General features: G+C 61.7%; 21 protein-coding genes and 2 pseudogenes. 15 read left to right on the top strand and 8 right to left on the bottom strand.

What is annotated here, in order from left to right; all coding sequences use genetic code 11:
* Nucleotides 1-383 precede the first annotated feature (383 nt).
* Nucleotides 384-1,058, bottom strand: coding sequence for an SOS response-associated peptidase (locus JFC13_RS17885; RefSeq protein WP_232488775.1), 675 nt, complete (start codon nucleotides 1,056-1,058; stop codon nucleotides 384-386).
* A 52-nt stretch (nucleotides 1,059-1,110) separates the two neighbouring features.
* On the opposite strand from JFC13_RS17885, the gene JFC13_RS17890 reads away from it, so the two are divergent.
* The 5 genes from JFC13_RS17890 (at nucleotide 1,111) to JFC13_RS17910 (ending at nucleotide 5,912) form a co-directional block, all read left to right on the top strand.
* Entirely contained in the window at nucleotides 1,111-1,626 is a 516-nt protein-coding gene (locus JFC13_RS17890; RefSeq protein WP_198398410.1) for a MarR family winged helix-turn-helix transcriptional regulator, read from the top strand.
* Between the two features lie 146 nt (nucleotides 1,627-1,772).
* Nucleotides 1,773-2,939, top strand: a complete 1,167-nt coding sequence (locus JFC13_RS17895; protein ID WP_198398411.1) for an acyl-CoA dehydrogenase family protein — start codon at nucleotides 1,773-1,775, stop codon at nucleotides 2,937-2,939.
* Between the two features lies 1 nt (nucleotide 2,940).
* Nucleotides 2,941-3,999: an enoyl-CoA hydratase/isomerase family protein gene (locus JFC13_RS17900; protein WP_198398412.1), complete on the top strand. Its 1,059-nt coding sequence runs from the start codon at nucleotides 2,941-2,943 to the stop codon at nucleotides 3,997-3,999.
* Entirely contained in the window at nucleotides 3,996-4,772 is a 777-nt protein-coding gene (locus JFC13_RS17905) for an enoyl-CoA hydratase (RefSeq protein WP_198398413.1), read from the top strand. The genes JFC13_RS17900 and JFC13_RS17905 overlap by 4 nt, the downstream gene beginning before the upstream one ends.
* A gap of 150 nt (nucleotides 4,773-4,922) precedes the next feature.
* Nucleotides 4,923-5,912 (top strand): NAD(P)H-dependent flavin oxidoreductase, encoded by a 990-nt coding sequence (locus JFC13_RS17910; protein WP_198398414.1) that lies wholly within the window; start codon nucleotides 4,923-4,925, stop codon nucleotides 5,910-5,912.
* Nucleotides 5,913-5,926: 14 nt separating this feature from the next.
* Here the strand turns inward: JFC13_RS17910 and JFC13_RS17915 are convergent, their stop codons facing one another.
* Nucleotides 5,927-6,976 (bottom strand): App1 family protein, encoded by a 1,050-nt coding sequence (locus tag JFC13_RS17915; RefSeq protein ID WP_198398415.1) that lies wholly within the window; start codon nucleotides 6,974-6,976, stop codon nucleotides 5,927-5,929.
* Nucleotides 6,977-7,028: 52 nt separating this feature from the next.
* On the bottom strand, nucleotides 7,029-8,027 hold the full coding sequence (gene trpS / locus JFC13_RS17920) for a tryptophan--tRNA ligase (protein WP_198398416.1): 999 nt from the start codon (nucleotides 8,025-8,027) through the stop codon (nucleotides 7,029-7,031).
* Between the two features lie 191 nt (nucleotides 8,028-8,218).
* Here trpS and JFC13_RS17925 point away from each other — a divergent pair, with 191 nt between their 5' ends.
* The 7 genes and pseudogenes from JFC13_RS17925 (at nucleotide 8,219) to JFC13_RS17955 (ending at nucleotide 13,895) form a co-directional block, all read left to right on the top strand.
* Nucleotides 8,219-10,483 carry a carbon starvation CstA family protein gene (locus JFC13_RS17925; protein WP_232488776.1) on the top strand — a complete coding sequence of 755 codons (2,265 nt, stop codon included), beginning with the start codon at nucleotides 8,219-8,221 and terminating at the stop codon, nucleotides 10,481-10,483.
* Between the two features lie 45 nt (nucleotides 10,484-10,528).
* Entirely contained in the window at nucleotides 10,529-10,771 is a 243-nt protein-coding gene (locus tag JFC13_RS17930; RefSeq protein WP_198398417.1) for a CstA-like transporter-associated (seleno)protein, read from the top strand.
* A gap of 131 nt (nucleotides 10,772-10,902) precedes the next feature.
* Nucleotides 10,903-11,301 carry a DMT family transporter gene (locus JFC13_RS17935; RefSeq protein ID WP_198398418.1) on the top strand — a complete coding sequence of 133 codons (399 nt, stop codon included), beginning with the start codon at nucleotides 10,903-10,905 and terminating at the stop codon, nucleotides 11,299-11,301.
* Nucleotides 11,298-11,630 carry a DMT family transporter gene (locus tag JFC13_RS17940; RefSeq protein WP_232488777.1) on the top strand — a complete coding sequence of 111 codons (333 nt, stop codon included), beginning with the start codon at nucleotides 11,298-11,300 and terminating at the stop codon, nucleotides 11,628-11,630. The genes JFC13_RS17935 and JFC13_RS17940 overlap by 4 nt, the downstream gene beginning before the upstream one ends.
* A gap of 202 nt (nucleotides 11,631-11,832) precedes the next feature.
* On the top strand, nucleotides 11,833-11,886 hold the full coding sequence (locus JFC13_RS20070) for a chloramphenicol resistance leader peptide (protein WP_198398465.1): 54 nt from the start codon (nucleotides 11,833-11,835) through the stop codon (nucleotides 11,884-11,886).
* A gap of 21 nt (nucleotides 11,887-11,907) precedes the next feature.
* Nucleotides 11,908-12,963, top strand: a pseudogene (locus JFC13_RS17950) (Cmx/CmrA family chloramphenicol efflux MFS transporter); the annotation flags it as partial.
* A 26-nt stretch (nucleotides 12,964-12,989) separates the two neighbouring features.
* Nucleotides 12,990-13,895: pseudogene (locus JFC13_RS17955) on the top strand (DDE-type integrase/transposase/recombinase).
* Nucleotides 13,896-13,911: 16 nt separating this feature from the next.
* On the opposite strand, the gene JFC13_RS17960 reads toward JFC13_RS17955, so the two are convergent.
* Nucleotides 13,912-14,724, bottom strand: a complete 813-nt coding sequence (locus JFC13_RS17960) for an exodeoxyribonuclease III (RefSeq protein ID WP_198398419.1) — start codon at nucleotides 14,722-14,724, stop codon at nucleotides 13,912-13,914.
* Nucleotides 14,725-14,808: 84 nt separating this feature from the next.
* Here JFC13_RS17960 and JFC13_RS17965 point away from each other — a divergent pair, with 84 nt between their 5' ends.
* The gene (locus JFC13_RS17965; RefSeq protein ID WP_198398420.1) at nucleotides 14,809-15,297 is read left to right on the top strand and encodes a GNAT family N-acetyltransferase; all 489 of its coding nucleotides are present in this window, start codon (nucleotides 14,809-14,811) and stop codon (nucleotides 15,295-15,297) included.
* 107 nt (nucleotides 15,298-15,404) lie between these two features.
* Here the strand turns inward: JFC13_RS17965 and JFC13_RS17970 are convergent, their stop codons facing one another.
* Together JFC13_RS17970 and JFC13_RS17975 are read right to left on the bottom strand one after the other, a co-directional pair.
* Nucleotides 15,405-16,292 carry a bifunctional methylenetetrahydrofolate dehydrogenase/methenyltetrahydrofolate cyclohydrolase gene (locus JFC13_RS17970; protein ID WP_198398421.1) on the bottom strand — a complete coding sequence of 296 codons (888 nt, stop codon included), beginning with the start codon at nucleotides 16,290-16,292 and terminating at the stop codon, nucleotides 15,405-15,407.
* Nucleotides 16,292-17,566 (bottom strand): serine hydroxymethyltransferase, encoded by a 1,275-nt coding sequence (locus JFC13_RS17975; RefSeq protein WP_269770074.1) that lies wholly within the window; start codon nucleotides 17,564-17,566, stop codon nucleotides 16,292-16,294. The genes JFC13_RS17970 and JFC13_RS17975 overlap by 1 nt, the downstream gene beginning before the upstream one ends.
* 168 nt (nucleotides 17,567-17,734) lie before the next feature.
* Here JFC13_RS17975 and purU point away from each other — a divergent pair, with 168 nt between their 5' ends.
* Together purU and putP are read left to right on the top strand one after the other, a co-directional pair.
* On the top strand, nucleotides 17,735-18,586 hold the full coding sequence (purU, locus tag JFC13_RS17980; protein ID WP_198398422.1) for a formyltetrahydrofolate deformylase: 852 nt from the start codon (nucleotides 17,735-17,737) through the stop codon (nucleotides 18,584-18,586).
* 113 nt (nucleotides 18,587-18,699) lie between these two features.
* Nucleotides 18,700-20,217 carry a sodium/proline symporter PutP gene (putP, locus tag JFC13_RS17985; RefSeq protein WP_198398423.1) on the top strand — a complete coding sequence of 506 codons (1,518 nt, stop codon included), beginning with the start codon at nucleotides 18,700-18,702 and terminating at the stop codon, nucleotides 20,215-20,217.
* 278 nt (nucleotides 20,218-20,495) lie between these two features.
* Here the strand turns inward: putP and rplQ are convergent, their stop codons facing one another.
* Together rplQ and JFC13_RS17995 are read right to left on the bottom strand one after the other, a co-directional pair.
* Nucleotides 20,496-21,038, bottom strand: coding sequence for a 50S ribosomal protein L17 (gene rplQ, locus JFC13_RS17990; RefSeq protein WP_198398424.1), 543 nt, complete (start codon nucleotides 21,036-21,038; stop codon nucleotides 20,496-20,498).
* Nucleotides 21,039-21,061: 23 nt separating this feature from the next.
* Nucleotides 21,062-22,060, bottom strand: coding sequence for a DNA-directed RNA polymerase subunit alpha (locus JFC13_RS17995; RefSeq protein ID WP_143921942.1), 999 nt, complete (start codon nucleotides 22,058-22,060; stop codon nucleotides 21,062-21,064).
* Nucleotides 22,061-22,089: the final 29 nt, after the last annotated feature.

The raw sequence follows: 22,089 nt of genomic DNA on the forward strand, positions 1-22,089 counted from the left end.
CGTCACCACACACCATCAAACATGGCGGCGTACACCGGGGGTGTCAGTTTCAATTGTGTACTTTCTGCCTTGCGGCCCGCCGTACCAGCGGATATCCACTCTACAGTGTTGTTTGGTCCTTCGCAACTTGAAGTTCATCTTCAATCTGCTGGGATCAAACCTGGTCAGAGTGACCGTTGCCGTTCCTTGCGGGCTGGCAACTCGGTACACACTACACATATCTGGCGGGGTGTGCAAAACGAGTGGATTCTGCCGCATAGACCTCATGATGCTGACCCGTACGACTCACCCGCGGCGGCGGGTGAGAACTTCGCAGAGACCGCTGTGCCGCAGGAGCCGAACCGGATATCTTCCGCGGTTTCGCGCGACCCTGCAGCTACCGGTCAGCCGACTGGAGTGATGAGTTCTGGGCCGTCGTTGCGAACGTTGCCCACGCTCTTGCCCACCTGATGTCGCGTCACGCTCGCGGGGTCGACTTGCGAGAGTGTCGTTTCCAAGAGTGGAGGGACCTCGGCACTTGGCACCGCTGGATCGATCCATTCATCGACACCCCCACGGTTGAGGAAGACCGGCATCCGATGGTGAACATCACGCAGATGCCCCGCCGCTTCCATCGTCAGGATCGTCGTCGACACCAACCAGGATTGATCAGGCTGCTTCCAGAACTCGAACAGGCCGGCCATGAACAGCGGGTCATCACCAGCCGCTGACATCATCCACGGCTGCTTTCCGTCCTCTGTTGTCTCCCACTCGTAATAGCCAGGAATCGGAAGAGCGCAACGACGCCTCTTGATGGACTGTCTGAACATCGGTTTTTCGAGGACGGTCTCCGAACGGGCGTTGAAAGCCTTGAAGCCGATCTTCGTGTCCTTCGCCCACCCCGGGACCAGCCCCCACGAAGCGGTCTCCAGTCGACGTGTCAGCTGTCCTTCATCATCGAGTCGTTCAACGACGATCGGCACGAATGATCCCGGCGGCACGTTGTATCTGGGCGTGTAGTCGTAGGAGATGACGTCAAGACGGAGCTCATCGGCGAGATCTGCCGGATCGAGAGACATATTGAGTCGACCGCACATGCGCTTATCTTCTCACTTCACTACACTGTCGACAATGGCGGCGGAAAAGACAGCAACGAGCAGACTCGACCCGATCGAGGAGTCCAGGAAACAGTGGCTCGCCCACGGTTGGAACGATTCCACCGATGGCATGACGACTGTGATCTCTGTGATGAGAGTCCATCAGCTGTTCCTCGCCAAGGTCGATGCGGCCCTCAAACCGTTTGCGCTGACGTTCTCACGGTATGAAGTCCTCACCCTTCTGTCCTTCACCAAGTCGGGGACACTGCCGATGTCGAAGATCTCTGCGCGTCTTCAGGTCCACGCCACATCGACGACGAATTCGGTCGATCGACTCGAGAAGGCCGGTCTCGTGAAGAGACGCAGCCACCCCGATGACCGTCGCACAACGCTCGTCGATCTCACCGAGACCGGCCGGGAACTCTCTTCACGCGCCACCGGCGCCCTCAATGACGAAGTCTTCAGCTCACCCGCGCTGGCCGGGACCGATCTCGGCGGACTCCTCCCCCATCTCGAATCGCTTCGGTCCGCGCTCGAGGACCACGCCTGAGCCTGCCGCCCTTCTGCTGACCGACTCGTCGACGAACCGGCTGCTCGAAATTAGTTGGACGTCCAAGTAATTTCTCCGTATCGTGGTGAACGTCATCACGTATGCGAAAAGCCTCAATCGTGAATAGCCCAAACCGTGGAGGAACCATGTCCCGCAGCACAGCAGCTGCCCTGCCGTTCGGTCTCACCGAAGAACAACAGACTATCTCCGGCATGGTGCGCGAATTCGCCGATTCCGAGATCGCACCGCATGCTCTGGAGTGGGACGCCGACCACCACTTCCCCGTCGACGTCATCAAGAGGTCGGCCGACCTGGGCATGGGCGGAATCTACGTCAGCGAAGAAGCCGGAGGCACGGGGATGGGGCGCATGGATGCAGCCCTCATCTTCGAGGCCATGTCGACCGCCTGCCCCTCGGTCGCCGCATACATCTCCATCCACAACATGGTGGCGTGGATGATCGACAAGTACGGAGACGCCCCGCAGAAGGAGAAGTACCTCTCGAAGCTCGTCTCGATGGAACACCTCGGCAGCTACTGCCTCACCGAGCCCAACGCCGGTTCCGATGCGGCCGCTCTGCGCACCTCGGCGAGGGAGGACGGTGATTCCTATGTCCTCAACGGCGTCAAGCAGTTCATCTCTGGTGCCGGCACCACCGAAACGTACCTGGTGATGGCACGTACCGGTCAGGATGGATCGCGAGGAATCTCCGCTTTCATTCTCGAAAAGGGCATGGAGGGTCTCTCCTTCGGCCCCAACGAACAGAAGATGGGATGGCGAGCTCAGCCGACCCGACAGGTCATCATGGAAAACGTGCGCGTGCCGAAGGAGAACCTCCTCGGCGAACCCGGGCAGGGTTTCAAGATCGCGATGTCCGGACTCGATGGAGGCCGGCTCAACATCGGAGCATGCTCACTGGGCGGCGGGCAGTCTGCGTTGGAGAAGGCCATCGATTACATGGGCGAGCGACAGGCCTTCGGCACCGAGCTCTCAGCTTTCCAGGCTCTGCGATTCGAAGTCGCGGAGATGCAGACCAAGCTCGAGGCTGCTCGCTCACTCCTGTGGCGTGCTGCCAACGCCTACGACGCAGGCGATCCGAACACCTCGCTGCTCTCAGCAATGGCGAAGCTGACAGCCACGGATTCAGGCTTCGACGTCGCCAATAGGGCACTCCAGTTGCACGGCGGCTATGGCTATCTGACAGAGTATGGAATTGAGAAGCTGGTGCGTGACCTGCGCGTCCACCAGATTCTGGAAGGCACCAACGAAATCATGCGCGTGATCATTTCGCGCAAGAGCACAGGAGTGGGCTGATATGACAACAGAGACCGCGGCACCGCCGACGGAAGCATCGGTGATCACCTCGATCACCAACGGAGTGGGCCGCATCGAGCTCAACAGGCCGAAACTGATCAACGCACTGAGCCAGGAAATGGTGGGTGCCATCGATGACGCCCTGAAGAGCTGGCGCGATGACGACACGATCAAGACCGTCCTTGTCACCGGACGCGGCGAACGCGGGCTGTGCGCCGGAGGCGACATCAAGGCCGTCTACAACGACATCGTGGCCGGCACCGATGAGAACGCCCGGTTCTGGAATCGCGAATACAAGATGAACCATGAGATCTCCGAATTCCCCAAGCCCTATGTCGTCATCATGAATGGCATCACAATGGGTGGCGGCGTCGGAATCTCCGGCCACGGCTCACACCGCATCGTCACCGATTCCACGAAGATCGGGATGCCGGAGACCGGGATCGGCCTGTTCCCCGACGTCGGCGGCACACATCTGCTGGCCAATGCGCCAGGCGAACTCGGCACCCATCTGGCGCTGACCGGATTGCCGGTCGGAGCAGGAGCCGCGCTGGCCATGGGGCTGGCCGACTACTACGTTCCCGACGCAGATGTGCCAGGACTCATCGCCGACCTCGAAGCAGGCGGCGACGTGGAAACGGTGATCAACCGCTACGCTGCCGATGCGCCGGAGAACGAACTCGCCGAGGCCGCAAACTGGATCGACGAATGCTATACCGGGGACCGGGCAGAGGACATCGTCGCAGCGCTGGCCGCGCATGCGAATCCTGATGCCAATGCCGCGGCGAAACTGATCGGGACAAAGGCGCCCACCTCGGTGAAGGTCACCCTGGCCGCCGTCCGCAAGGCCGGAGGCATGTCCCTGGCCGAGGTCCTCGAACAGGACTACCGCGCCGCCGTCGCGCTGACGCGCCGCCCCGACCTCAAGGAGGGCATCCGGGCGCAGGTCATCGACAAGGACCGCAACCCGCAGTGGTCCCCGTCTACGTTCGATGAGGTCAACGACGAAACAGTCCACGACATCCTCACCACCGATCACGAAGAGAAGGTGTTCGCATGAGCGACTACGAAACCATCCTCACGTCCGTCGACGCGGGCGTCGCCACCATCACGATCAACCGCCCGAAGGCTCTCAACGCGCTGAACATGCAGGTGCTCACCGACATCACAGACGCGGCCACCGCATTCGATGCCGACGATGAGGTCAAGGCGATCATCATCACCGGCAGCGGTAAGGCCTTCGCTGCGGGCGCCGACATCAAGGAGATGTCCGACCTCGACTTCGCCACCGCATTCAAGGCCGACTGGTTCGCCGGTTGGACCCGTCTGACTGACGTGCGCAAACCGGTCATCACCGCAGTCAACGGCTTCGCCCTCGGCGGCGGCTGCGAGCTGGCGATGATGGGCGACATCCTCATCGCGTCGACGAAGGCGAAGTTCGGTCAGCCCGAGATCAACCTCGGCGTCCTCCCCGGCATGGGCGGATCCCAGCGTCTGACTCGCGCGATCGGCAAGGCCAAGTCCATGGACATGTGCCTGACCGGACGAATGATGGACGCTGAGGAGGCCGAGCGTTCGGGCCTCGTCGCACGTATCGTCGAACCCGAGGAACTGCTTTCAACTGCCAACGAGATTGCCCAGACGATCGCGTCCAAGTCCCGCATCGCCTCGGCGATGGTGAAGGAAGCGGTCAACACCGCATTCGAAACGACACTTGAGCAGGGACTGCGTTACGAACGTCGCCTCTTCCACTCCACTCTGGCCACGAACGACCAGTCCGAGGGAATGGCCGCATTCGTCGAGAAGCGAGACGCGAACTTCACGGATTCCTGATCCACCGCACGACGCAGCAGACCACACGTGCCTGCACCGATGGCGCAGACGAGGCAAACTCGTCTGCGCCATCGGCGTCTCGGCCCTCATGATCACTTTTAACAATCGTTCAGTTAGAGTGGAAATGTTCATCCACCCAAAGGAGGCACAATGAATTCTTTCGCCAATATTCTCTCCCAGCTGCGGCTTCCAGTGCTCGGCTCCCCCATGTTCATCGCGTCGGGGCCCGACCTGGTCAAGGCCCAGTGCCAAGCCGGCATCATCGGTTCCTTCCCCACCCTCAATGCCCGTCCGGCCTCGATGCTCACCGACTGGCTGGACGAGATCCGTGAAACCAACGCCGCGTTCACCGCAGCGAACCCCGATCGTCCGGCGGCACCGTTCGCAGTGAACCTCATCGTTCACCGCTCGAACAACCGTTTGGAGGCCGACCTCGCCGAGGTGGTTCGCCACCAGGTGCCCATCGTGATCACCTCGTTGGGTGCACGTGAAGAGGTCACTGAGGCCGTGCACTCCTACGGCGGCATCGTCCTCCACGACGTCATCAACAACAAGTTCGCGCACAAAGCCGTGGAGAAGGGCGCCGACGGCGTCATCGCCGTGGCCGCCGGAGCCGGTGGACATGCCGGTGCGCTCTCACCCTTCGCACTGGTCCAGGAGATCCGGTCCTGGTTCGACGGTCCGCTGCTGCTCTCGGGTGCAATTGCACACGGCCGCTCAATCCTCGCAGCCCTGGCCGCCGGGGCAGATTGTGCCTATGTGGGCTCGGCTTTCCTATCGACGACGGAGGCCAACGTCGCCGAAGACTACAGGCAGATGATCGTCGACTCCGCTGCCGAGGACGTCGTGTACTCCAGCTATTTCACCGGAGTCAAGGGCAACTACCTGCGCGGTTCGATCACTGCATCGGGCCTCGACCCCGACAACCTTCCCGAAGCCGACCCGACGAAGATGGACTTCGGCGAGAAGGACGGCTCGGACTCGAAGGCGTGGAAGGATATCTGGGGCTCCGGTCAGGGCATCGGAGTCCTCGGCGCCAAGCGCACCAGCGCAGAACTCGTCGACAGCCTGGCCGCACAGTTCGAGGCCGCGAAGACGGAGCTCGACGCTCGCCTGAACACAGCTGTTCGTGTCGGCTGAGCCGAGCTGAACTCTCAGATCGTGGAGATGATGCCCCGTTCGGTCAGGCGCGAGGACAGACCTGCACCGTCCGGGGCATAGATCCACGGCACGCCCTGCCCGCGACCGTGGCCCTTCGAACGACCGCCTGCCCAGACCGCTTCACCGACGGTGAGCTGGCGGATCGCAACCGCGGCGACGTTGTCGGGATGGTTCTCCACGAACTCTCCGTAGACCTCCTCGTCCTTCTGACCGTCATCGCCGATGAGCAGCCATTTCATCCACGGGAACTCACGCGACAGGCGCTCCAGAGAGTTGCGTTTGTGCTCCTTGCCCGAACGGAAGACCCGAGTTGTCGTCGGACCCCAATCTGTGAGCAGCAGTGGCCCCATCGGGTAGAGGTTGCGGGAGAGGAACCGTTTGATCGTCAGGGCCGAGTTCCATGCTCCCGTTGACAGATAGACCATCGGCGAGTTGGGGCGCATATAGGTGATCCGGTCGTAGAGAACAGCCATTCCCGCCACCGGCGACCTGGCATGCTCGCTGAGGACGAAGGTGTTCCACGCGGCCAGAAACGGTCGCGGCAGTGAGGTGACCATGACCGTGTCGTCGATATCGGAGATGATGCCGAATGTCGAGTCCTCGCCGATGATCCGCACAGCCGCAGAATCGACGAGCGACCCATCGGTCCACAGTTCGATCTCCGTCTCACCGGGCTGAAAGTCACCGGGAATGACCGTGTCGATGATGCCGCCCCGGTCAGCGGTGACCATATGCTCTTCGTCATTGACGCGCACCCATGCCGTGTCGTTGGGCAGAGGCACACTGACAAAGGACTTCCACCCTCGAATGCTCGACTGCAGATCCGCTGCAGGCTGCCCGGTCGGGGTCAGGACCAAGCGGCCGAGCACTCTCACCCACCCTGTGCCGCCATAGGTGTCATAGGCGATGACCGTGCGTTGATAGGTGTGGTCGGTGGCGCGGTTCTGCAGCCAGCCGTTGAAACGGTCTTCCATCCGTGCCGCGGTGTGCAGCATGTCCGGGGTGAGGTTCAGCGGTCCCTCTTCGGGTTTCTTCTTCGCCACGGTTCTTCCTTCACACTCATCGCACGTCAGGTCGGATCGGGTTGCAGTCGGCTCAGACGAAGCCGACCTTGTCATAGACCTCTCGCAGGGTCACCTCGGCGATCTCATTGGCCTTCGCCGCACCCGAATCGAGGATGGCCTGGAGCTGGGCACGGTCCTGCAGGAGCTCATTGGTGCGCTCTCGCACAGGGGTGAGGGCTTCGACGGCGATCTCTGCCAGGTCGACCTTGAGGTGACCGTACATCTTGCCCTCGTACTCTGCGACGATGTCATCGACCGACCGCGAGGTCAGGGAGGAGTAGATCGTGAGCAGGTTCGAGACTCCGGGCTTGGACTCCGGTTCATAGGCGATCTCCTTGCCATCGTCGGTGACGGCGGACTTGATCTTCTTCGTCAGTGACTTCGCGTCGTCGAGGAGGTCGATGCGGCCCAGCGGGCTGGGCAGGGACTTCGACATCTTCGACGAGGGGTTCTGCAGGTCGTAGATCTTCGCGGTGGACTTGAGGATCTGCGCCTCAGGAACGACGAAGGTCTCTCCGAACCGATAGTTGAAGCGTTCGGCCAAGTTTCTGGTCAGCTCGAGATGCTGGCGCTGATCCTCGCCGACGGGCACCATCTGCGGGTTGTAGAGGAGGATGTCGGCGGCCATCAGCGCTGGGTAGGTGAGCAGACCCAGGGACACATGGTCCTGCTTGGCCGACTTGTCCTTGAACTGCGTCATCCGGCTGGCCTCGCCCATCGACGTGGTGCATTCGAGGACCCATGACAGCTGCGGGTGTGCCGGAACCTGCGACTGGACGAAGATCGTCGACTTCTCCGGATCGATACCCGCCGCAATGAACTGCGCAGCAGTGCGCAGGGTGCGCTCACGCAGGTCGCTGGGGTCCTGTTCGACGGTGATCGCGTGCATGTTCGCGATGAAGTAGAAGGCATCGTGTGACTCCTGATGCACCACGAACTGTTGCAGAGCTCCGATGTAGTTACCCAGGTGCAGTGAATCAGAGGTGGCCTGGATACCGGAAACGGTCCGTGGCAGAGAAGAAGTCATCATAGGACCATAATGCCACTTCAACCCCGCGTCATCGCAGACCACCCCGTGTGAGCCGAGGACTCAGGAGACCTCAGCCACCTCCGCACCCCCGGCAAACGGTATAGTGACGATGCAGATCACATGATTCATCGAGGTATCTCACATGGTTCGGTCAACAGTCTTGTTCGGCCGGTGACCGGTGGTCATGGGCTATGAAGATTCGGTGCGAAGTCATCGAGCTCAACGAGGAGGAAATCTTGTCGGTCGAATACGTCAGAACCGAAGAAGGGCTGCCACCGGTGGCTGTGGTCGAGAAACCACGGTGGACTCCGGTGAAGATCGTCATCTGGGTGGTCATCGCGTTGGTCGCTGCCGCCGGATGGGCCATGGTTGCGTTCGTGCGCGGAGAGGAGATGTCGGCCAGCTGGTTCGTCGCCGCTGCCGTGGGCAGCTACCTCATCGCGTTCCGCTTCTATGCCAAGTTCATCGAATGGAAGATCTGCCGCCCTGACCCGAAACGGGCCACGCCTGCAGAGCTCAATGACAATGGACGCGACTTCGCACCCACCGACCGCCGAGTGCTCTTCGGCCACCACTTCGCCGCCATCTCGGGCGCCGGGCCACTGGTCGGACCGATCCTGGCCGCGCAGATGGGCTACCTGCCCGGTACTCTGTGGATCGTTCTCGGCGTCATCGTCGCCGGCGGCGTCCAGGACTATCTGGTGCTGTTCTTCTCGATGCGCCGCAACGGCCGCTCGCTGGGTCAGATGACTCGCGATGAGCTTGGTCGCACAGGCGGAATCATCGCCTCGTTGGGCATCATCCTCATCATGGTGATCCTCATCGCCGTCCTCGGCGTCGTCATCATCAACGCACTGGCCGAGAGCCCTTGGGGTGTCTTCTCGATCGCCATGACGATTCCCATCGCCGTGTTCATGGGCATCTACATGCGCTACCTGCGTCCGGGCAAGGTCGTCGAGGTCTCCGTCATCGGCATCGTCCTCCTGATCCTGGCCATCGTGGCAGGCGGCTGGGTTCACAACTCGCCCGTGTGGTCGGAGTTCTTCCACCTCGACAAGGTGACACTGGCCTGGTGCCTGATGATCTATGGCTTCCTCGCCGCTGTACTGCCGGTCTGGGTGCTGCTGGCACCGCGTGACTACCTGTCGACCTTCATGAAGATCGGCACCATCATCCTCTTGGCTGTCGGCATCCTCATCGTCAACCCGAGTGTGCAGATGCCAGCTGTGACCGAGTTCGCCTTCAACTCCGAGGGCCCTGCCTTCGCCGGAGCTCTGTTCCCGTTCCTCTTCATCACCATCGCCTGCGGGGCCCTATCGGGATTCCACGCGCTCATCTCCTCGGGCACCACGCCGAAGCTGATCGAGAAGGAATCCCAGGCTCGCCTCATCGGCTACGGCGGAATGCTCATGGAGTCCTTCGTCGCCATCATGGCTCTGGTGGCCGCGATCTGCCTCGACAAAGGTCTGTACTTCGCGATGAACGCCGCCGAACCGCTCACGGGTGGAACAGCGCAGGGCGCCTCGGACTTCATCAACAACTCCCTGGGCATGTCCGGCGTTGCGACGAGTCCCGAGGTGCTCGAACAGGCAGCCAAGGACGTCGGCGAAGAGAGCATCGTCTCCCGCACCGGTGGTGCCCCGACCTTGGCGATGGGCATGGCGCACATCCTCCACAACATCTTCGGCGGTCCCGCGTGGATGTCGTTCTGGTACCACTTCGCGGTCATGTTCGAGGCTCTGTTCATCCTCACCACGATCGACGCCGGCACCCGCGTCGCCCGCTTCATGCTCAGCGACGCCCTCGGCAACTTCTCGAAGAAGTTCCGGGATCCTTCGTGGACCCCGGGCGCATGGCTGACGACGGCGCTCATGGTCGCGGCTTGGGGGTCGATCCTGCTGATGGGAGTCACCGACCCTCTCGGCGGCATCAACACGCTGTTCCCGCTCTTCGGCATCTCCAACCAGCTGTTGGCAGCCATTGCGCTGGCGGTGATATTCGCCATCGTGTGCAAGATGGGTCTGGCCCGCTGGGCGTGGATCCCCGGCATACCGCTCGTGTGGGACCTCGTGGTCACCATGGCCGCGTCCTGGCAGAAGATCTTCTCATCCGATCCCGTCCTCGGCTACTGGGCTCAGCACTTCGCCTACAAGGACGCCTTGGCCGCCGGGGAGACCTCCTTGGGCAACACCGAAGGCGTGGCGGCGATGAATGCCGTCGTCCGCAACACCTTCGTCCAGGGCACTCTCTCCATCGTCTTCGCACTGCTCGTTGCCATGGTCGTCATCATGGCCGTGTGGAAGTCCATCGAAGCCATCAGGAAGGGAACGCTGCCCACCTCTGAGGAGCCCTACACGGAGACCAAGATATTTGCTCCGGCAGGTCTCATCGCACGGAAGGCCGAACGCGAGGTCCAGGCCCAGTGGGACGAGCGTTCCCCACACAGACGACCGTGACCGTGTTCCATGTGACGTGACAGCGGCACGGAAAGGAGAGACACCATGACCAGTGCAAGCACACATCCGCTGGAGCGTCTCGTGAAGGACCCATGGGGATCGCTTCGCCGAGGCGCGGCAGGACTCCTGTGGTACCTCAAGGAGGTCATGGGTGAGAACGCCTACATCCATTACATGGAGTCCTACGAGCGTCGACACGGCACTCGCGAGGGCGCCATGGGAGAGAAGGAGTTCTGGCGTGACCTCACCGATGAGCAGGACCGCAATCCGAAGGTTCGATGCTGCTGAAGTTCAGCGCCAATGAACCCTGAATGAGGCCCGGGTCTGTGTGGAGATTCCTCCGCACAGACCCGGGCCTCGTCGCGTGACAGGACGCTGACCGATTTTCCTGCCGGATGACTATGGCCGACAATTGTCATGTGCGCAAATGGCTGTTTCTGATGGGTGCCATCATCGCCGAGGTGACCGGCACCCTGGCGCTGAAGGGAGCTCTTGACTCCCCCGCCCTCTATATCCTCGTCGGCCTCGGCTATGCCGCAGCGTTCGTCTTCCTCAGCCTCACCCTCCGCGTCGGTATGCCGCTGGGCATCGCCTACGGAATCTGGGGCGCAGCGGGAGTCGCACTCACCGCGATCCTTTCCCTCGTCCTCTTCGCTGAACCGCTCACACCCGTCATGATCACAGGAATCGTCTTCATCATGGCCGGCGTCATCCTCGTCGAGGTCGGCAACCGCGAAGACGATGCGCACCAGGCTGTCCCGAACGCGCCGGAGACCGAGACAGACCCACCGCAGACCGAGCCGGGAGGCGAGTCATGATCATCGGCTGGATTCTGCTCGCCATCGCAATCGTCCTCGAGGTCGCGGCCACTATCTGTCTGCGGATGGCATCGGTCGGCGGCAGCAGATGGTGGTACACGGGAGTCGCCGCTGGATACCTCGTCTCATTCAGCCTGCTCAGCCTGACGCTGCGCACAGGCATCCCCTTGGGCGTGGCCTACGGAATCTGGGCCGCCACCGGGGTGGCTCTGACGGCATTGGCCGGCCGCGCGCTGTTCAAGGAGAAGCTGACGCGGAAGATGCTCTTCGGCATCGGTCTCATCCTCATCGGCGTGCTGCTCATCGAACTCGGCTCCTCGCACACCTAGATGTGATGTCCAGGGACGTTGTTCTGCCCCCGCGCGCAATGACACCGTGCTGATTCAAGAAGTATCCGTCCAGACCGCTCACCATTGAAGGCATGTAGAGTTTGGGGCATGTCGAGTCCCGAATCAGACAGGTCAGGGGTTGTCGGTCACACCGCCAGCCCCTTGAACCACTAGTTACGACGCCCACGATCTGTGTGGGCGTATGTCTGGCGTACCCGGGGCACTGGCCTTGGTGACAAGAAGAACCATTTCTTGATCTCACACCTCGGAGTACTCGATGCCTTTTGCTCTCTACATGCTTGCCCTGGCGGTCTTCGTCATGGGCACTTCAGAATTCATGCTCGCGGGATTGCTCCCCGCGATCGCGACCGAACTTGACGTCTCGGTCGGCACTGCAGGCCTGCTGACCTCCGCATTCGCGGTCGGTATGGTCGTCGGCGCGCCAGTGATGGCGGCATTCGCTCGCCGTTGGCCACCGCGGCTCACATTGATCGTTTGCCTTCTCGTGTTCGCGGGAAGCCACGTCATCGGAGCGATGACACCAGTGTTCTCTCTCCTGCTCATCACCCGGGTGCTCAGCGCTCTCGCAAACGCAGGCTTCCTCGCCGTAGCACTGAGCACTGCCACTACCCTCGTGCCAGCGAACCAGAAGGGGCGTGCACTGTCGATCCTGCTCTCCGGCACGACGATCGCAACCGTCGTGGGCGTCCCCTCCGGGGCACTGCTCGGCACAGCGCTGGGCTGGCGAACGACGTTCTGGGCGATCGCCATCCTCTGTATTCCCGCGGCCGTTGGAGTCATTCGTGGCGTCACGAACAATGTTGGTCGGAGCGCGACTAGCGCGACCTCACCAAGACTCCGTGCCGAGCTCAGCCAGTTGGCGACGCCGCGGCTCATCCTGGCCATGGCACTCGGAGCGCTGATCAACGGAGGGACCTTTGCGGCATTCACCTTCCTGGCACCCGTCGTGACCGAGACCGCGGGCTTGGCCGAAGCGTGGGTGTCCGTCGCGCTGGTGATGTTCGGCATCGGATCGTTCCTTGGCGTCACGATCGCAGGACGACTATCAGATCAACGACCTGGCCTCGTGCTCGCAGTCGACGGACCGCTGTTGCTGACAGGCTGGATCGTGTTGGCAGTGGTCGCATCTCATCCCGTTGCGCTTATCGTGCTCGTCCTCGTTCAGGGCTTCCTGTCGTTCGGCGTCGGCAGTACTCTGATCACGCGTGTGCTGTATTCAGCATCGGGTGCGCCAACGATGGGCGGTTCGTACGCAACCGCAGCATTGAATATCGGAGCTGCCGCGGGGCCTGTGCTTGGTGCGTTCGGGCTCACGAATACCGCGGCGGAGGCCAATTGATGACCCATCCGAACGCTCTTCTCACTCCTCGTGCCCGTCTCCGGTTAGCCCGACTGATTGTCGAAGACGGCTATCCGGCCACGATCGCCGCAAAGATGTTCATGTTTTCCCCGATCACTGCCCGGAAATGGGCCGGCCGCTACCGGGAAGAGGGCGAGTTTGGGATGCAGGATCGCTCCAGCAAGCCGCACCGGATCCCAGCCAGGACGCCCGAACATGTCAGAAGATCATCAACCTGCGCTGGCGGCTTCGACTGGGGCCAGCCCAAATCGCTGCGCGACTTGGTCTCTCGACGTCGACTGTTCGCGCGGTCCTCGTCCGTTGCCGCGTGAACCGTCTCTCGCATATCGATCGTGTCACTGGCGAGCCATTGCGGCGATATGAGCATCCTCATCCGGGATCGTTGATTCATGTCGATGTCACGAAGTTCGGCAACATCCCCGACGGCGGTGGACATCGTTACGTAGGTCGGAAGCAAGGCGCACGGAACACGCTCGCGACTCCGGGATTACCACGAGGAAAAGACACAAGCCGCGCACCGGAACGGCGTTCGTTCACACAGTCATCGACGACCACTCCCGCGTCGCATACGCAGAAATCTGGTCGGATGAGCAGGCGAGCACAGCGGTGGGAGTTCTCGAACGCGCCGTGGACTGGTTCGCCGAACGAGGCGTGACCGTCAAGCGAGTCCTATCCGACAACGGGTCGGCCTACAGATCCCACGCATGGAGGGACTTTCTGCGCTCGGGGACGGATGAGCCTATGCCAGGTTTTACGGTTCAGAGGCCGAAAGACGCCTGGCGCTGCCCGGCTGGCTCCACTTCTATAACCACCACCGACACCACTCTGCGATTGGCGGCGCACCCTTCGACCGACTCAACAACGTCCCTGGACATCACACCTAGACGACCAGTCTGCGGCCTACTTCGGTGCGGGGAGATCGTAGTCGATAACGAGCGGTGCGTGATCGGACCAGCGCTCGGCCCAGCTGTCAGCCTTGTCGACAGTGGCCTTGACTGCCGCCTGGGCAAGTTCCGGTGTCGCCATCTGATAGTCGATGCGCCACCCGGCGTTGTTATCGAAGGCCTGTCCGCGCATGGACCACCAGGTGTAGGGGCCGTCGACATCGCCGCTGAGCTTCCGGTGTACGTCGACGAAGCCGACATCGCCGAAGAAACCGTCGAAGTACGCGCGCTCCTCGGGCAGGAATCCCGCCTTCTTGCGGTTGGCCTTCCAGTTCTTCAGGTCGCGTTCGGTGTGGCAGACGTTGAGGTCACCGGTGACCAGCACGTGGTCGGCGTGCTCTGCGAGTTCGGGCAGGCGCACGGTCATTCGGTCGAGGAAGCGGTACTTGTCCTCCTGTTTGGGGGTGTCCACCTCACCGGAATGGACGTAGGCCGATACGAGAGTCAGCAGCGACCCGTCACCGAGGCGGTAGTCCGTTTCCACCCACCGGCCGGCGCGGTCGAAGTACCCGTCCGCACCGAGTCCTTCGCGTACCTCGGCTGGCTCCGTGCGTGCCATAACGGCGACTCCGGCGCGTCCCTTCGCCTCGGCGTCGTGGCTGATCGTGGTGTACTCGGTGTCCTCGAGCACTTTGAGGGCGATGTCGTTGGCGGCCCGGACTTCCTGCAGTGTGATGAAGTCGGGTTTCGCACTGTCCACCCAGGTGGGCATCCCCTTTCTCCATGCTGCTCGAACTCCGTTGACGTTGACTGATGCAATCCGAATCATGTGTTCTATCATGGCATGAGCGCACTACTCATACGGGCTTGGGCGTTATAGAGTGATGGAAAGAAACATATTTCAGGAGGCGTAATGGCTGTTGACGAGACTTTCGATTCTGAGCAGCTGAGCATCAGCCCGCTTGACGAAGTAGACGCCCGTGAGATGCGCGAGTTCCTGCTCGGTGCGCAGGAGAACTTCTGGGGAGACCGGGACCTGAGCGGCGATCACGATGCCTACTGGTTCCGCCAGTTCGTGACATCGGGACTGGTGGCCAGATACCGTTCGGAGATCGTCGGCTATCTGCTCGGCGTCATCCCCCATGATGGCCCTTCCTACATCCACCTGGTTGCCGCCCGATCGGATTTCCGACATAAGGGAATCGGTCGTCACCTGTACCAGCACTTCATCGAACACTCGCGAACCGTTGGAGTCTCATCGGTGCAGGCCACAACCATGCCGGATTCTTCCGCAGCGATCTCGTTCCATTCCTCACTCGGGTTCACCGGTGAACTCATCGAAGACTATGCGGGTGCCGGAGATCCGCGCGTGTTCTTCGAGCTCAAACTCCTCGAGGAGTGATGAACGCACTGGCCTGACCAGCGAACAGAGACCGGAGCAGCAGAACTGAGACAGACGGCCTCCCACACACAGGTGTGGGAGGCCGTCTGTCTCAGAACGTGAACCGTTCAGGCGACTGCGGCCGCCCGCTGAGCGACGTCAACGACGTTCTTCAGAAGCAGTGCCCGAGTCATGGGCCCGACTCCGCCGGGGTTCGGTGACACCCAAGCCGCCACCTCGGCGACGCCAGGGTCCACATCTCCCACGATCTTCGACTTCCCGGTCTCCGGGTCCTCTTCACGGGAGACTCCGACGTCGAGGACGACGGCACCGGGCTTGACCGCGTCGGCGGTCACGATCCGAGCCGAGCCCGCAGCCGCGACGATGATGTCGGCCTGAGCCAACAGCTCGGGCAGATTCGTCGTTCCGGTGTGCGTCAGCGTCACCGTGGCGTTGTACTCGCGGCGGGTCAGCAGCGCACCGATCGACCGACCGACGGTGACTCCGCGGCCGACGACCACCACGTGCTTGCCGGCGAGTTCGATCCCATTGCGCGCCATCAGCTCGATGACACCGCGTGGGGTGCACGGCAGCGGAGTGGTGATCTCCCTGTTGACGTTGAGCATGAGCCGACCGAGGTTGGTCGGATGCAGTCCGTCCGCGTCCTTGGCCGGGTCGATGCGTTCGAGGACCGTGTCCGTGTCGATGTGCTTCGGCAGCGGCAGCTGCACGATGTATCCGGTGCATTCGTCGTCGGCGTTGAGCTCGTCGATGACCGACAGGAGCTCGTCCTGGCTCACAGTCTCCGGAAGATCACGTCGGATGGAATGGATGCCCACCTCGGCGCAGTCACGGTGCTTTCCCGCCACATACCACTTCGATCCCGGATCCTCACCGACGAGGACCGTGGCCAAGCCGGGAACGATGCCCCGCTCGGCCAGGTCCGCGACGGCCGTTTTCAGCTCTTCCTTGATCTCCTTCGCACAGGCCTTTCCGTCAAGGATCTGTGCTGCCATCAGTACTGCTCCAGATCTTCGTAGAGGGGGAAGTTGTCGCTGAGCTTCTTGACCCGAGCGCTGAGTGCGTCGACGTTCGCACCGGGCTTCAGCGCCTCGGCGATGACGTCGGCGACCTCGGTGAATTCGGCATCGCCGAACCCGCGGGTGGCCAGAGCAGGGGTGCCGATACGCAGACCGGAGGTCACCATCGGCGGCCTGGGATCGAACGGAACGGCGTTGCGGTTTACGGTGATTCCGACTTCGTGCAGGACGTCTTCTGCCTGCTGTCCGTCCAGGGCCGAGTTGCGCAGGTCGACGAGGACCAGGTGGACGTCGGTTCCGCCGGTCAGGACCGTTGCACCGGCCTTGGCAACATCGTCGGCCAAGAGACGCTCAGCCAAGATCTGGGCTCCGCGTACGGTCCGTTCCTGGCGGGCTTTGAACTCTTCGGACGCGGCGAGCTTGAACGCCACTGCCTTAGCCGCGATCACATGCATCAACGGACCGCCCTGCTGTCCCGGGAAGACGGCGGAGTTCAGCTTCTTCGCGTACTCCTCCTTGCCGAGGATGAAGCCTGAGCGTGGACCGCCGATGGTCTTGTGCACCGTCGATGACACGACATCGGCGAAGGGCACCGGGTTGGGGTGCAGGCCGGCGGCGACAAGCCCGGCGAAGTGAGCCATGTCGACCCAGAGCTTCGCTCCGACTTCGTCGGCGATGTCGCGGAAGGCCTGGAAGTCGAGCTGGCGCGGGTAGGCGGACCAACCTGCGACGATGACCTCGGGGCGATGCTCGATTGCTCGCTCACGCACCTTGTCCATATCGATGCGGTAGGTGTCGGGATCGACTTCATAGGAGGCGACGTCGTAGAGGCGTCCTGAGAAGTTGATCTTCATGCCATGGGTGAGGTGGCCGCCGTGGGCCAGCGACAGGCCGAGCATCTTGTCACCGTGGCGGGCGAGGGCGTGCATCACGGCGGCGTTGGCAGAAGCACCTGAGTGTGACTGCACGTTCGCGTATTCGGCACCGAAGAGGCTCTTGGCCCGGTCGATGGCGAGAGTCTCAGCGACATCGACGTACTCGCAGCCACCGTAGTAGCGCTTCCCGGGGTAGCCCTCGGCGTACTTGTTCGTCAGCACGGATCCCTGTGCCTGCAGCACTGCGCGCGGCACGAAGTTCTCCGAGGCGATCATCTCGAGAGTCGAACGCTGACGGCCCAATTCCTGGTCGAGGACGTCCGCGATCTGTGGATCGATGTCTGCAAGCGAAGCCTGCATCGTGTTATCAGTCATGTATACACTCCTGTGGCATCCAAAGTGATGAGTGGGACACCGCGATCGGCTCCGCGAGCACCCGGAAACAATGCTAACAGCGAACCAGATCACACCGATGAGCCGTTCGTCATCCGGATGATGGGCCGGTTTCGGAGCACACCGGATACGACCATTAGAATCGAGCGCATGAGTCGAGAATGGATCCTGCGAGTCACCTGCCCGGACGCAACCGGAATCGTGCATGCCGTGACCGGGGTCCTGGCCTCACTCGGTGCCAACATCACCGAGTCCCAGCAGTTCTCCTCCCCCGATTCCCTCCAGTTCTTCCTGCGTGTCCAGTTCGTCACGAACCACGATTCCGATGCCGGGACCCTGGAGTCTTCCCTCGCCGAGGCGGCTCACCGTTTTGATATGACGATCAGCCTCCAGCCGGTGGAGAAGAAGACGAGAACTCTGGTCCTCGTGTCGAAGGCCGCGCACTGCCTCAATACTCTGCTGTTCCAGCAGAGCTCGGGTCAGCTGCCCATCGATATCGTCGGTGTGGCCGGCAACCATGACTCCCTGCGGTCGCTGGCCGAATTCCACGGCCACGACTTCCACCACATTCCGATCACTCGTGAGACCAAGGACGCTGCCGAGGCGCGCCTGAGCGGACTCGTCGATGAGCTCGACGTCGAGCTCATCGTCCTCGCGCGTTATATGCAGATCCTCTCCCCCGATCTCTGCGCCCGGTTGGAGGGCCGCGTCATCAACATCCATCACTCGTTCCTGCCCAGTTTCAAGGGCGCAAAGCCGTATCATCAGGCGCACGCCCGCGGAGTGAAGATCATCGGTGCCACGGCCCACTACGTCACCCCTGATCTCGACGAGGGGCCGATCATCGAGCAGGATGTCGCTCGCGTCGATCACAACCGCGACATCGCCGACTTCGTCCAGCGCGGTCAGGATGTCGAAGCAGCGGTACTGGCACGGGCAGTGGCCTGGCATGCGGAAGGACGGGTCCTCATGGACGGTCACCGCACGGTCGTCTTCAACTGATCTGAGCACCTCGGCAACCCTGAATAAGCCTTGACCATTCTCTTAGGCAATTCACACCCGTTGCGCAATCCGTTGTAGAGTCGCCCCGGTTTACAAAAGGAGACGACTTAATAATGACGGAAACCGCTTTCCGCACAATTGCAATCGTCCTGTACTTTGCAGGAATGCTGGCCATCGGCTGGTTCGCGTACCGCAAAACCAAGAACAGCTTCGACGACTACATGCTGGCTGGCCGCGGGCTGCGCCCCAGCGTTGCGGCACTGAGCGCCGGAGCATCTGACATGTCGGGCTGGCTGCTCTTGGGACTGCCCGGAGCCATCTATGTGGGTGGACTGGTCGAAGCCTGGATGGCTGTGGGCCTGACCGTCGGAGCCTGGGTGAACTGGAAGTTCGTGGCGCCTCGTCTGCGTGCCTTCACGGAGAAGGCCGGCGATTCGATTACCATTCCCAGCTTCTTCGAACAGCGGCTGAAGGACAACACACGCCTGCTGCGCATCGTCTGCGGTGTCATCATTCTCGTATTCTTCACCTTCTACGTGTCCTCGGGCATGGTCGCTGCCGGGAAGTTCTTCGAATCGAGCTTCGGGCTGAACTATATGGCCGGAATGCTCCTCGTCGCGGCCATCACCATGATCTACACGCTCTTCGGCGGATTCCTCGGCGCCACACTCACCGACGTCGCCCAAGGTCTGCTGATGTTCGTGGCGCTCATCGCGGTGCCGGTCGTCGCCGTGTTCAATGCCGGCGGACCGGCAACCGTCATCTCCAACGTCAAGGAGATCAACCCCAGCCTACTCAATGTCCTCGGCAGCGGGCCGTTCTGGGCCAGCGGCACTTACCTGGCTGTGATCTCCGCTCTCGCGTGGGGCCTGGGCTACTTCGGCCAGCCGCATATCATCGTGAGGTTCATGGCCCTGCGGACCCCGGCCGATGCCAAGGTTGCTCGCCGGATCGGTGTGAGTTGGATGGGAATCTCGGCTCTCGGTGCCGTTGCCACTGCGATCGTCGGGATCTCATACTTCTCCGACCACGCCAACATGGAGCCGGCCGACCCGGAGACGGTATTCCTTGATCTCGCACAGATCCTGTTCCACCCGTTCATCGCAGGTCTCGTTCTGGCGGCTGTGCTCGCGGCGATCATGTCGACGATCTCATCGCAGCTCGTCGTCACGTCTTCAGCACTCATCGAGGATCTCTACAAGATCGTGTCGCTGCGTACTGGTTCCAAGCGCACTCTGCAGGACAAGACCTATGTTCTGCTCGGACGCCTCGGCATCCTCGTCATCGCTATCATCGCCGTTCTGTTGGCGATCGAGCCGTCGAACAGCATCCTCGACCTGGTGGCATTCGCTTGGGCCGGCTTCGGCGCTTCGTTCGGGCCGATCGTGTTGCTGACCCTGTTCTGGAAGAAGCTCAGCAACTGGGGCGCACTCTTCGGCCTCATCTCCGGTGCGGCTGTCGCGTTCATCTGGGGACAGCTCGGCACCCCGCTGACCGAGCAGATCTACGAGATCATCCCAGGCTTCGCCATCAACCTCATTGTGGCGGTCGTGGTCAGCAAGTTCACGTACAAACCCGATGCGGATACAGACCGTGAATTCGACGAGTCTATCGAGCTCTCGCGCGTGTAGTGAGGGCCAGCGGCTCGCCTGACGGCCACACGGTCGTCGGGCGAGCTGAGCCCGCCGACTTCATAGCGCCCTACACTCAGCGGCTGTTCCTCCACCACTACCGGGGAACAGCCGCTGAGTCGTTCCTGACCGACTTAGGAGTGCGACATGCTGCTGACGGGGCGTGCTGAGGATCCTCTTGCATCCCGTATGCGAGGTACGCGCGACCACTCTCCTGTGAATGCACTTCAGGCGGGCACCCATAGGGTGCCCGCCTGAGATGTTGCGACTGAAGAGCCTTACTTGGTGTCTTCGGCGCTTTCGTCGGTTGCCTCTTCAGCGACCTCTTCGGTTGCGGCCGAGTCGGCTGCTTCCTCGGTGGTCTCTGCAGGAGCCTCTTCGACGACCTCTTCGGTCTCGTTCTCGGCGGCTGCGGTCTCGGTAGCCTGCTCGGCTTCCTTCACAGTTGCCTGCTTCGGCGAGTAGGGCTCGAGAACCAGTTCGATGACGGCCATGGGCGCATTGTCACCGGCACGGGGACCGATCTTGGTGATACGTGTGTATCCACCGGGACGATCGGCCATCGTTTCGGCGATCGAGGTGAACAGCTCGTGCACGACCGACTTGTCGCCGATCTTACCAAGCACGCGACGACGGGCGGCGAGGTCGCCCTTCTTGGCGTGAGTGATCATGCGCTCCGCCACCGGACGCAGGCGCTTGGCCTTGGTCACGGTCGTGGTGATCTTCTTGTGCTCGAACAGGGCCGCAGCCATGTTGTTGAGCATCATGCGCTCGTGTGTTGGGGAGCCTCCGAGACGAGGACCCTTGGTTGGGGTTGGCATAGTGTCTTACTCCTAGGTCTTAATCAGTACTGTTCGTCTTCGACGTAGGACTGGTCCTCATCAACGAGACCGGGCTCGAACCCGGCGGGACTGTCCTTGAGGCTCAGACCCAGCTCGTTGAGCTTGGCCTTCACTTCGTCGATCGACTTCGAACCAAAGTTGCGGATATCCATCAGATCGGCTTCGCTGCGAGCAACGAGTTCGCCGACGGTGTGGATTCCTTCGCGCTTGAGGCAGTTGTAGGAGCGCACGGTCAGATCGAGATCCTCGATGGCCAGTGCCAGATCGGCAGCCAGAGCTGCGTCAACCGGCGAGGGTCCGATCTCGATGCCTTCGGCTTCGACGTTGAGTTCCCGCGCCAGGCCGAAGAGTTCGACCAGTGTCTTACCCGCAGATGCAATCGCATCGCGTGGGGTCATCGACGGCTTGGTCTCAATGTCGAGCACCAGGCGATCAAAGTCGGTGCGCTGCTCAACACGAGTAGCCTCGACCTTGTAGGTGACCTTGAGAACCGGCGAGTAGATCGAGTCAACGGGGACCCGACCGATCTCTGCATCCGCATTCTTGTTCTGAGCGCTCGAAACGTAACCGCGTCCACGTTCGATGGTCAGCTCCATGTCCAGACGGCCTTCACCATTCAACGTGGCGATATGCAGATCTGGGTTATGGATCTCGACTCCGGCAGGAGCAGAGACATCGGCGGCAGTCACGGTGCCGGGGCCCTGCTTGCGCAGGTAGGCAACGACCGGTTCATCGAATTCCGAGGACACGACCAGGGACTTCAGGTTGAGGATGAACTCAGTGACATCCTCCTTGACTCCTGGAACGGTGCTGAACTCGTGGAGCACACCGTCGATCCGGATGGAGGTGACGGCGGCACCTGGAATCGACGACAGCAGGGTACGACGAAGTGAGTTGCCGAGGGTGTAGCCGAATCCTGGCTCGAGTGGTTCGATGGCGAACCGTGAGCGATTCTCGGAGACGACTTCTTCCGTGAGCGTTGGGCGCTGTGCAATGAGCACGTGGGCTTCCTTTCAGCGAACATCCGCTA

This window comes from Brevibacterium antiquum, assembly GCF_016107655.1.
Classification (GTDB): domain Bacteria; phylum Actinomycetota; class Actinomycetes; order Actinomycetales; family Brevibacteriaceae; genus Brevibacterium; species Brevibacterium antiquum.